The sequence below is a fragment of the Paraburkholderia sp. genome, assembly GCF_034668105.1.
Lineage (GTDB): Bacteria > Pseudomonadota > Gammaproteobacteria > Burkholderiales > Burkholderiaceae > Paraburkholderia.
Map to the genome: position 1 here is coordinate 1 of NZ_JAXDPY010000551.1, position 10,959 is coordinate 10,959.

The 10,959-nt window shown below is 61.0% G+C and carries 11 protein-coding genes and 2 pseudogenes; 11 read left to right on the plus strand and 2 right to left on the minus strand.

Annotation, left to right across the window (positions count from 1 at the left end; all coding sequences use genetic code 11):
• Nucleotides 1-76 precede the first annotated feature (76 nt).
• The 8 genes from QOC89_RS24315 to QOC89_RS24350 all read left to right on the plus strand — a co-directional run bounded on the left by QOC89_RS24315 (nucleotide 77) and on the right by QOC89_RS24350 (nucleotide 9,025).
• Complete coding sequence (locus QOC89_RS24315) at nucleotides 77-1,159, plus strand: NADH:ubiquinone reductase (Na(+)-transporting) subunit F (protein WP_323047350.1); 1,083 nt, start codon at nucleotides 77-79, stop codon at nucleotides 1,157-1,159.
• A gap of 60 nt (nucleotides 1,160-1,219) precedes the next feature.
• A complete protein-coding gene (locus QOC89_RS24320) occupies nucleotides 1,220-2,302 on the plus strand; it encodes an aromatic/alkene monooxygenase hydroxylase subunit beta (protein WP_132377165.1) in 1,083 nt (360 codons plus the stop codon).
• Between the two features lie 44 nt (nucleotides 2,303-2,346).
• Entirely contained in the window at nucleotides 2,347-2,700 is a 354-nt protein-coding gene (locus QOC89_RS24325; RefSeq protein ID WP_018434416.1) for an MmoB/DmpM family protein, read from the plus strand.
• Between the two features lie 82 nt (nucleotides 2,701-2,782).
• A complete protein-coding gene (locus QOC89_RS24330; RefSeq protein WP_323047351.1) occupies nucleotides 2,783-3,808 on the plus strand; it encodes an amidohydrolase family protein in 1,026 nt (341 codons plus the stop codon).
• Nucleotides 3,805-4,689 (plus strand): iron-sulfur cluster assembly protein, encoded by an 885-nt coding sequence (locus QOC89_RS24335; RefSeq protein WP_323047352.1) that lies wholly within the window; start codon nucleotides 3,805-3,807, stop codon nucleotides 4,687-4,689. Before QOC89_RS24330 ends, QOC89_RS24335 begins: the two co-directional genes overlap by 4 nt.
• 42 nt (nucleotides 4,690-4,731) lie before the next feature.
• On the plus strand, nucleotides 4,732-6,369 hold the full coding sequence (locus QOC89_RS24340) for a molecular chaperone GroEL (RefSeq protein ID WP_323047353.1): 1,638 nt from the start codon (nucleotides 4,732-4,734) through the stop codon (nucleotides 6,367-6,369).
• 100 nt (nucleotides 6,370-6,469) lie between these two features.
• Nucleotides 6,470-6,676, plus strand: a complete 207-nt coding sequence (locus QOC89_RS24345; RefSeq protein WP_323047354.1) for a hypothetical protein — start codon at nucleotides 6,470-6,472, stop codon at nucleotides 6,674-6,676.
• A gap of 357 nt (nucleotides 6,677-7,033) precedes the next feature.
• On the plus strand, nucleotides 7,034-9,025 hold the full coding sequence (locus tag QOC89_RS24350; RefSeq protein WP_323047355.1) for a sigma-54-dependent Fis family transcriptional regulator: 1,992 nt from the start codon (nucleotides 7,034-7,036) through the stop codon (nucleotides 9,023-9,025).
• 407 nt (nucleotides 9,026-9,432) lie between these two features.
• Here the strand turns inward: QOC89_RS24350 and QOC89_RS31960 are convergent.
• Nucleotides 9,433-9,589 (minus strand): annotated as a pseudogene (locus tag QOC89_RS31960) (FAD-dependent monooxygenase); the annotation flags it as partial.
• Nucleotides 9,586-9,813, minus strand: a complete 228-nt coding sequence (locus QOC89_RS24360) for a tyrosine-type recombinase/integrase (protein WP_323047356.1) — start codon at nucleotides 9,811-9,813, stop codon at nucleotides 9,586-9,588. The gene QOC89_RS24360 and the pseudogene QOC89_RS31960, both read right to left, overlap by 4 nt.
• Before the next feature lie 61 nt (nucleotides 9,814-9,874).
• Between QOC89_RS24360 and QOC89_RS24365 the strand changes: the two genes are divergently transcribed.
• The 3 genes and pseudogenes from QOC89_RS24365 to QOC89_RS24375 all read left to right on the plus strand — a co-directional run.
• Nucleotides 9,875-10,174: a hypothetical protein gene (locus tag QOC89_RS24365; RefSeq protein ID WP_323047357.1), complete on the plus strand. Its 300-nt coding sequence runs from the start codon at nucleotides 9,875-9,877 to the stop codon at nucleotides 10,172-10,174.
• A gap of 68 nt (nucleotides 10,175-10,242) precedes the next feature.
• On the plus strand, nucleotides 10,243-10,458 hold the full coding sequence (locus QOC89_RS24370) for a hypothetical protein (protein WP_323047358.1): 216 nt from the start codon (nucleotides 10,243-10,245) through the stop codon (nucleotides 10,456-10,458).
• Between the two features lie 11 nt (nucleotides 10,459-10,469).
• Nucleotides 10,470-10,959, plus strand: a pseudogene (locus QOC89_RS24375) (IS110 family transposase); the annotation flags it as partial.

Consider the following 10,959-nt stretch of genomic DNA (forward strand, 5'->3'; position numbering starts at 1 on the left):
GATCAATCCGGTGAATTGACGAAGCTATCCGATCCGGCGGCGCCTATACCGCCGCCGGACGGATCAGGAGCACAAGATGAGCGACACGCAAGAGACGAGGCACGAGATGACGGACACAGGCGACGACAAAGTATTCCATACCGTTTCCTTCGAGCCGGTCGGTGTGCAGATGTCGGTGGCGGAAGGCGAGACAGTGCTCGATGCAGCGTTTCGCCAGGGCATTGCGGTGATGCATGGATGCAAGGAGGGGCAGTGCAGCAGCTGCAAGTCGCTGTTGATCGAAGGCGATGTCGAACTCAAGAAGTACTCGACGTTCGCGCTGCCCGACTACGAACGCGAATCCGGCCACATCCTGCTTTGCCGCACGCTCGCCTATAGCGATCTGATCGTCGAGCTACTGAATTATGACGAAGACCTGATGCGCCGCTCGATCGCGGTGAGCGAATATGATGCGACGCTCACGAAGATCACCGCGCTCACGCACGACATCAGGCTGCTGGAAGTGAGGTTGTCGAGGCCGTTGCGCTTTTGGGCCGGACAGTATGTCGACCTGACGATTCCGGGCGCGGGCATCACGCGATCTTTCTCGATGGCGAATACGCCTGACGGCGAATCGACGCTGAAATTCATCATCAAGAAGTATCCCAATGGCGCGTTTTCGTCGCAACTTGACGGTGGTCTGAGCCCGGGCGACAGGCTGATCGCGAAGGGGCCGTACGGCACCTGTTTTCGTCGTGAGGACCAACCCGGACCGATGATTCTAGTGGGCGGAGGGTCGGGGATGTCGCCGCTGTGGTCGATCCTCAGCGACCACGTGCAAAGCGGCGAAGAGCGACCGATCCGTTTTTTCTACGGCGCGCGCAGCCGTCGCGATCTGTTCTATCTCGACGAGTTCGAGGAGCTGGAACAAAAGCTGCCGGATTTCCGCTTTATTCCGGCGCTCTCGAATGCCGAACCAGATGACGGCTGGACGGGTGAGGCCGGCTTCATCCACGAGGTGCTCAGCCGCACCTTGCGCGAAGAGGCACTCGCTGGCGAGATTGACGCCTACACATGCGGTCCTACCCCGATGATCGAGGCGGTGATGCCGGTTCTTCAGACGGCCGGTGTGGCGCCCGAGCGGCTCTATTTCGACAAGTTTACGCAGGCGGTTCGCTGACCGAATCTGGCAACACGCCTATTCGAAGTGCCTATAACCGAAACACGATGGAGGACTAACATGAGTACGTTGGCAGAGCAGTCGCCAGTGAAGTCGGGCGCGGCCGGCGCGGCCCAGTTTTCCGGCTGGGACAGCCGCAAGTACAACTACTTCGAGCCGAAGGGACGCAAGGCGAGCCACTACGAAGACATGACAGTGGATGTACAGCCGGACCCGAATCGGTATCTGCTGCAAGACTGGATTCTTGCATTCGCTGACGGCACGCCAACGTATTCGAAAACCTGGACGGCGGCCAAAAGCTCGGACTGGCATCGGTTCCGCGCGGTGGACGAAGAGTGGGAGCGCACCCATTACCAGCGTCAGTCGACCATTGTCGGCATGATCACCGGAGCGATCCAGAACGCGAGGCGCTCGGGGGCGGTAAAGCGCTTCGATAAAACCTGGATCAAGGTGCTGGAACAGCATCTGGGCGCATACAAGCATGCGGAGTTCGGCTTGGGCACGGCCACGATGCATGCGCAGCGCTACGGCTACACGCAGATGATCAATAGCGCCATCCTCACGAACGCGTCGTACAAGCTGCGCTTTGCTCAAGACCTGACGCTTTATCTCGGCGAGATCGCGTTGGATCTGCCCAACCTGGACCTCGATGCCGGCAAGCAGCATTGGCTTACCGACCCAATCTGGCAGGACACACGCCGGGCGATAGAGACCATCGGCGGCGCCACCGATTTTCTCGAGAAGTACTTCGCCGTGAACATCGTATTCGAGCCGCTCGTGGCGGATCTGTTTCGCAGCGGATTCATCATGCAGGTCGCCGCGTCGCAAAACGATTTTCTGACTCCGACCGTCGTGTCCGCGGCGGAAGGCGACTATGAGCGCAATCTGGCCAATGCCGTCGAACTGTTCCATATGCTCGCCAACGACCCGCAGCACGGTGAAGCCAATCGCAAGCTGTTCGGCGAGTGGCTGGAAAAACACGGTGCGCTGGCCTCGGCGGCAGCAAAACAGTTGCAGCCGATCTGGTCGATTCCGCATGTGAAGACGGCCCAGTTCAACGACTGTCTGAACAGCTCGATAGAGCGGGCGGAGATGATCGCGAGAGAAATCGGCGTTCACTTTCCTTCGTCGATCCGCGCCTGAGCGCTTCTCGAACCCATCGAACCAACCGCGAAGAGGAGTACGCAATGTCAGTGCATACCGACAATATTTTCAAGTCGATGAAGGACGTCCGCTTCGAACAGACCATTTCGCATCAATGTGGGGTGACGATGAACGACAGCGTCGAAGCCCGGGCGATTGCCGAACTGATGTCCGCCAAGCCGGGCATCACGGTGACCTATCTGCCCGCGATGATCCGTATCGACGGGCAGGGCAAGATCGAGTTCAAGATGGGCGAGATCAGCGAAGTGCTCGGTCGCGAGATGACGCCGCATCTGTTCGAAATCTCCACCTCGACCCACTACGGGCGGATGGTGATGATCGACGACGAGACGGTGGTGCTGTTCGGCAATATGGACGATGCGATGGCATACGAGTGAGCGAACACCCCGCCAGCTAATCAGGCGGCCGCGTGTCCTCAAAGGGCGACGGGCCGCCCATGCAACCAAGGAGACGAATGCCATGTATCGAACCACGGACGGTGAGGAAATCTTCGTCATCGACGGACACGTTCATCTATGGGACGGCAGCAAGGCCAACCTTAAAAACGTGCACGGTCAGCAATTCATTGACTGCTTCTACGCGTATCACTCGAACCTGAGCCCCAAGGAGTATTTGTGGCCGAAGGAGAAGTTCGACAAGTACGGCGAAGAAGCCATGTACAACGACCTGTTCGTCACGGGTTACGACGACATGGCGATCTGTCAGCCAACCTATCTGACGGACTTCTACAAGAACGGCTTCAACACGACCGAAGGCAACTACGTGCTCAAACAGAAGTTTCCGCACCGCTTTATCGTCAACGGCGCATTCGATCCGCGCGATGGGGAAGCCGGACTCGATCGTCTCGAGGAGCTTGCGTCCCTCTACAAGATTCAGGGCGTCAAGCTTTACACGGCGGAGTGGCGCGGCGACAGCAAGGGCTACAAGCTGTCGGACCCCGGCGTGCAGCGTTATTTCGAACGCTGCGAGAAGCTGGGCATCAAGAACATCCACGTGCACAAGGGACCGACGATTCTGCCGCTGAATCGCGACGCGTTCGACGTGGCCGATGTTGACGATGCCGCCACCAGCTTTCAGAACCTGAATTTCATCGTCGAGCACTGCGGCTTGCCACGGCTTGACGATTTCTGCTGGATCGCGACCCAGGAGACGAATGTCTACGGTGGTCTCGCCGTGGTGCTGCCGTTCATCCACACCCGACCTGAGTACTTCGCGCATGTGATCTCGGAACTGCTGTTCTGGATCGGCGAGGACAAGATCCTCTACGGCAGCGACTATGGCATCTGGTCGCCGAAATGGCTGATCGAGAAGTTCATGGCCTTCGAACTGCCCGAGTCGGTGAGCAAGGAAACCGGCGTGCAGTTGTCGCTGACGGCCAAGAAAAAGATCCTTGGGCTCAATGCTGCGCGGTTGTACGGCATCGACATCGAGGCGCAAAAGGCGCTGCTGGAGGACGTCCGGCAACCGGCAGCGGTCGGCGCATGAGCACCGCGCGCGCTGTGCAAGCACCGGCTGTCGTCGTGTCGAGGAGCGCTGCCGACCGGGTCGCCGAGGTCTGGTCCCGGCTGGCGGCGGTCGACGACCCGGAACTCGATGAGTCGGTGACGGAGCTGGGTTTCGTCACCGCGGTGGAGGTCGACGGCGGCTCTGTATCGATCGGCTTCCGCTTGCCGACCTACTGGTGCGCGGCCAACTTCGCCTACCTGATGGCGGATGACATGCGACAGGCGATAGCGGCCTTGCCATGGGTGACAGACATCACGATCACACTCGACGAGCATATGTATGCCGCCGAGATCAATCGAGGCGTAGCCGCCGGACGGTCGTTCCAGCAAACCTTCGGCAACGAAGCGAATGGCGAAGTGGAGGACGTGCGGCGCATTTTTCTCGTCAAGGCTTTTCAGCGGCGACAGGAAGCGCTTTTAAGCTGGCTGCTGGCGCAAGGCACCGAGCCTGCGATGCTGGTGCGTTTGAACATGGCGCAGCTGTCTGCGCTCGCAAGCACAAGCACGGACGACGACGGGAAAACCCAGCGCCTGATCGCGCGATATCGCGAGCGCCGTTTTGTAGTGGGGCGCTGTATCGACGAAGCAGAGCAGACGGATGAACCGGCTTTTATCGACACGGAAGGAGCCCCGCTGAATCCTGACGGGCTGGGTGCATATCTGCGCGCGTTGCGAAGGGTCGGCGTCAATGCCGAATTCAACGGCGCGTTATGCCGCGGTCTTCTGGCTGCCCGCTATGGCGAAAGCTGCACTCCGGCGTCAGCGGTCGAGATCAAACCGGTGCAATTCGTCCGCACTGGCGGTTCGAAGCCCGGAGGCACGTTCGCGCCACCACGAGAGACACGCGGCGCAGCAGAGTAAAAAACAGCGATCCGAACTAACCGGATCAGGAGGAGCAGGATCATGCCGAACATCATGCTGCATGACGACGACGCGCGTATGGCGCTAGGTCGAGGCGTTGCGAAACTGGCCAAGGCAGTGCGAGGCACGCTCGGCCCACGTGGAATGAACGCGATCATCGACCGGCCAATCGGCACGCCGATCATTTCGCGCGACGGTGTCAGCATTGCCAACGAGATCGAACTCGAAGATCCATTCGAGAATATCGGTGCGCAAGTCGTCCGCGAAGTGTCCAAGCAGACCAATGAAGTGGCCGGGGACGGCACGACCACCGCGACCGTCCTGGCCGACGCACTGGTCCAGGACGGCCTCGCTTGCCTCGCGCAAGGCGCCAATCCGGTCGAACTGGTGCAAGGTCTGGAACTGGCCGTCAACGAAGCAATCGACGCGCTCAAACGCGCTGCGACGCCTCTGCGCAGCGGTGACGAAGTGCGCGCCGTTGCGGTGGTGGCAGCCAACGACGAATTCACCGGCAAGCTGGTGGCCGAAGCATTGGAGCGGGTGGGCGCCGATGGGATTGTCGATGTGGAATACGGCACCACCGTCGAAACCCGTCTGGAAGTGGTAGACGGGATGGCTTTCGATCGCGGCTACCTGTCACACCATATGGTGACGGACATCGAGAGAATGCAGGTGGTGCTGGATGACCCGCTCATTCTGATGACCGACCAGCGGCTGCAATCGCAGGAAGAAGTCGCAGCGCTTCAGGCATTGGCGACCCGGAGTAAACGTCCGCTGCTGATCATTGCAGAGGAGGTGGCGCCGGCCTGCGTCATGACGCTGCTCGCATGGCGCGACAACGGCGGCATGCCTGTCGCGGCGATTCATCCACCGGAGTACGGACACTGGCGCAAGGCGATGCTCGAGGACATCGCAATCGTCACAGGCGGCAAGGTCGTTGCCCGCGACCTGGGCGGAAAGCTGGAAGCCACTGAATTGCGCGACCTCGGCAGCGCGCGGCAGGTGCGCATTTCGTCGAACCAGACCATCATCACGGCCGGCGGGGGCGATCCGTCGGCGGTTGCGGCGCGCCGTCAGCAGGTGGCGCGCCAGTATGAGATGGCGCCGGAGAACGTTGAGCGCGACAAGTTTCAGGTGCGCCTTGCAAAACTGTCGGGCGGCACCGCGCTGATTCTCGCGGGTGGCGCGACGCCGGTCGAACAGAAGCGTCGACTGCATCTGATCGATGATGCGATTCACGCGGCGCGCGCGGCGATCGCCGAAGGCGTCGTGCCGGGCGGCGGCATGGCCCTGTTGCGGGTCTCGTCGGAACTGGAGGGCGTCATCGCGCGTAGCCACGGCAGCGTGCAGCAAGGCGCGCGGCTCTTGCAGCGCGCGTTGGCAAAGCCGCTCTTTCACATCGCGACGAATTGCGGCCTCGACGGCGCGGCCATCGTAAGTGAAGCGATGCGGGCAGAACCCGGCATGGGTCTCGACGCGCGTAGCGGCGCATTCGTCAATCTCGTCGAGGCCGGCATCATCGATCCGGTAAAGGTCAGCTACAGCGCGGTGCGCAATGCGGCATCGGTAGCAGGGTTGATTCTGACCACCCAGACGCTGATCGCCAAGAAACCGGAGACGATCGATCCGACCGCAGGACCGGCGCTAGGCGCAGGCGCAGAACTGCTCGGCCGCCAATAGATGCGTGAGATCGACATAGCCGGTCTCCGTATCTGGGGACCGGCACAGCAAGGCCGCTGCCGGCACGAATCGGGCGGCCACCGGTAGAAGGAGACGAACGATGGCTACAGGAACGGCCCGCCACTTCAGCGCAATTGCGACGACCGCCCGGTATCTTTGCGCGACGCCTTCGACGCGCCTGCTCAAGCTCACACTGGGCTGGAGCATTACACTGTGTGGGACAGGTATTCTGGTAAATGATGTAAACGCAACGATCGCTCCGTTTTTACGCGGCGTCGCTGGAGCGATCATTAAAGCAATGGCGTAGTCCACATGCTTGCCTGCCTGGGCGGTCGCTCTTGCGGATTGCGGCGAGAAGGAGAACGCACGCCTGGATGATCGCGTTCAGCGAACGTGCGTAACGAATTCAGGGGGCACGACAAAAGAAGCTAAGAAAGGGGCGCGATCCGGTGCGCTGACCGTGTTTCCCCCAAAAGACATGTTGAAAATCCAGAGCCATACTGCACGCAGCGTGAGCTGCTGGGTTTGAAAAAATAGAAGTCCACCCGATACGCCCAGCCATAACATCCTAGCTAGTCAAGACGAAGCCAGCCGTAGAGCCCGGTTCCACGTTAACCCATCGCCCAGGAGGAAAGTTGTGGCGAGGAGACATCAGATTGGCAGCATGTTGGGTCTAGGTAATCAGGCGGCGATGCGCAGCATCGTGGCCAACGCGCAGCGCGCCAATCTCCGTCATTCCGACCGGGGTACGATGCTCGCGTGGGAACGTTTTCTGGCGGGCGAGCCGTCCACGTCTGCTCCGCCGGCGCTCATCGACTCATGGCAACGCAGCTTGCAGTCCGGTGTCAGTCCGACGGCGGTCTCGGCTCCGATCGCGGTACACGGAGACGCAGTTGCAGCGCTGTGCTGGCGCCATCGCGACCTGCTGGCAGCGGCGGACCGCCTGTTCACGGTCACGGCCGACCTTTTCGTCGATTCACATTCAATTCTGCTGCTCACGAACCAGGACGGCGTGATCCTCAAAGCGGCGGGCGATTTGCGCACGCAGGCCGCGGGCGAAAAAATCCATCTGACAATCGGTGGCGACTGGGGCGAGGGCAGAGCCGGCACGAATGGGATCGGCACCGCGCTGGCGACCCGCGAGCCGACCTATATCCATGCCTCCGAGCACTTCTGTGAAGGCATCAAGTCATGGAGTTGCGCAGCCGCGCCGATTTGCGAACCGGGCACTGGTGCGGTGATCGGTGTGCTCGATATTTCCGGACCGCCTTCCACCTATCAGATCAACAACCTCACGTTGGCCGTGACCGCGGCGCGCCAGATCGAAATGGTGCTCGCCGAGCAGGCCGCGCGCGAGCATATGCGTTTGTTGGCCTTTTGTCTGCAACGGTTGTCGTCGTCGGATGCGACCGGCATGGTGGCGATAGACCGCAGCGGCCGGCTCGTGCATACCACGGGCAGAGTCGCATTGCCGGTCGGCATCGGTGAGCGTTTCCCGGGGATGAGCGAGACTTCCGCCGTGGAGGACTGGGCGCAGCATTTGCCCGCAGGGTTGCACGCCGAATGGTTCAATCCCGTGGTCGTCGACGGCAACACGATTGGCGCGATGCTGGTCGTGCCCGCGCGAACCCGCCCCATCCACGAGCGAGTCGCGGAGCGCAGCGGAGAGGCTGATCCGCTGCGCAACTGCTTTGCGCAGATCCAGGGGCGAAGTGCGGCGATGCTGGCGGCCGTCAATCGTGGACGCCAACTTGCCAGCAGGCGCGTACCGGTACTGATCGAGGGCGAAACAGGGGTTGGCAAGGAACTGTTCGCGCGCGCCATTCATGGCGAAGAAGGAGGAGGCGGCCCGTTCGTCGCGTATAACTGCGGGGCGGCGTCTAAAGAACTGATTGCGAGCGAGTTGTTCGGTCACGTGCGCGGCGCTTTCACTGGCGCGACAACGGAAGGGCGGGCCGGCCGTTTCGAGCTGGCTCATGGTGGGACGCTCTGTCTCGACGAGATCGGTGAGATGCCGCTCGAGCTGCAACCTGTCCTGTTGCGTGTGCTGGAAGAAGGCATCATCTACCGGCTTGGCGACACGCAGCCGCGGCGCGTCGATGTGCGCCTGCTGGCAATGACCAACCGCAATCTGCGCGAAGAGGTCGAGTCCGGTCACTTTCGCCGCGATCTGTATTACCGGATCAGTGTTACACGCATACGTATTCCGCCGCTGCGTGAACGGGACATTGATATCGATCTGCTCGTCGAGCACTTTAACCGCAAGCTTGCCTTGCGCCACGGGGTCGCCGAACGACAACTGAGCGCGGAGATCATGGCAGTGTTGCGCGCCTATTCGTGGCCAGGCAACGTAAGGGAAATGCGCAACGTGATCGAGAATATGCTTTTGACGTCCGGCGAGCCCGCTGTGTCGTTCGATGATCTGCCTGCCGAGTTGCTCGATGAAATCGCGACGTCCGGGGCTGTGCCGTTGCTGCGGGACGAGGGGGCAAGTCTCGAAGAAGCGGAGCGTTTAGCCATTGCACGCGCGGTGCACAATGCGCACGGCAATCTTGCGCAGGCCGCCCGCACCTTGGGCGTTTCGCGCAGTACCCTTTATCGCAAGATCGAGCTTTATCAGTTGGAAGGGATCGTCAAGCCAGCGGGAAAGGAATGAGGCTGTGCGGAGATCTGTGCATTGGCTGCTCCGGGGGGCGGCAGATGACCACCTCGTGTGCATAGGGACTGCCCACCTGATCCGAGCGACCCAGACGATTTCGCCTAGTTCTGCTCCGAGCGCGATGAACCTTATCCTTTTTTTTTCGGCACAGTAGCCTGTGCAACGACTCGTTGCACAAGCGTCGTGGCCACACGTTGTCACACGACTTACTCAAAGCCAGGTGCCACCTTGCCGTTCACTGGGCTCTGCCGTAACCGTATCGAAATCGTGAATCCAGTCCAGGTGATTCAGCACGCTGTCGCGTGCGCGCAGGCGCCTGCGCCGGGGCCGCACGCGCAAGGTGCAGTACGCGTCGATAACCACTGCGGACGTGCGCACTTGCCCGACGGGCCGGCCGCGCAGGCCCGCAACGCGCTCGTAGGCTTCCTGCGCCTCGCACCAATTGCCTGGACCCGCCGAGGCCAATTGAGCGGCCAACACCACGGCATCTTCAATCGACTGGTTGGCGCCCTGGCCGTGATGCGGCACAAGCGCATGCGCGGCATCGTCGATCAGCGTCAGCCAATCAGGTCAGTCCCGTTCAGGACGAATGCTCCACATCGTGGAGGTGCGAGGATTTCCGGGAACCCTTGTGCGAGTGCCTGACGTTTGAGGTCGATGTCGGCACGGGCATAGCGCATCGTGGTATTCAGGCTCGCATGGCCGAGCCACTGACTGATAGTGGCGAAGTCCACACCAGACTTCAGCAACTGGATCGCGGTGGTATGCCTAAGAGGCCAGTTCAAAAATGCTGCTCGGTACGCCTGAGGATGTTCCAGCAGACGAGAGCGCAGCCGAATTTCAAGAATGCTTGACGAAGCTGCCAATTTGGTTGTCGTGGTGAGTCACGACTCCGACCTGGCCAACGACAACCTCGATGCTGAACCTGACGTGGAAGTTATCGTTGGTCGACTCGTGGCGACGCCGAACGGAAATTTCTCGTGGGGAAAGGCGCCGCGGACACTGCATCTTTCCATGACGCGTGACGGCGGCCTGGTGACGGTCGAGTTGATCGCGACAAGCAAGCGACTCATCCCCAAGCGGGAATTGGCACAATTCGAACCGGACAGCGGATTCGACCTTCCGACCTTGATGGGCACAGGCTAGCCGTCCTGCGAAGTTGGCTTGGAGCCCGAGACAACCACAGCGCGTTTCCAGATCCTTTCGTTAGCCGCATGGCCGCCACCAAGCTTGACGCAAAGCTTGCGAAGATTCTGGAGCCACACGGGGAACTCATATCCGTCGTCTATTTTGAAGTAGACGGCGGGCGGATTGTAGATCGGGAAAAGGACAGTCCCTACGAGCTAGACATCATGGATGGACCTGCCGCACCTCAAGGTACGCGGATTAAGCTTGAGGTGGGTTACGCCGCGGCTCAGAGCCGCCATTGAGGGGGCAGGTCATGAACAAGTTTAGCAAGTACGTGGGCCTGGATGTACATCAGGAAACGATTGCCGTGGCGGTCGCCGACACGGCCGGCGAGGTGCGGTATATGGGCGAGATTGTAAACACGCCGGAGGCCATCAAGAAGCTGGTCGCACAGCTCAAGCGGAGCACGGGACGGCTGGCGTTCTGCTACGAAGCCGGCCCGTGCGGCTACACAATCTGCCGGCAACTGCGTGAGCTGAAGCAGGACTGTCAGGTCATCGCGCCGTCACTGATTCCGAAGAAGCCGGGGGAGCGCGTGAAGACCGACCGGCGCGATGCCCTAAGCTGGCGCGCCTGCATCGCGCCGGCGAGTTGAGCCCCGTGTGGATTCCGGATCAGGCCCAGGAGGCACTGCGCGATCTGACCCGTGCGCGTGAGGACATGAAGCATCTGCAGCGCCAGGCCAAGCAACGGCTGTTGTCGTTCCTGTCGCGCCATGGTCATCGCTACAACGGCCGCTCCAG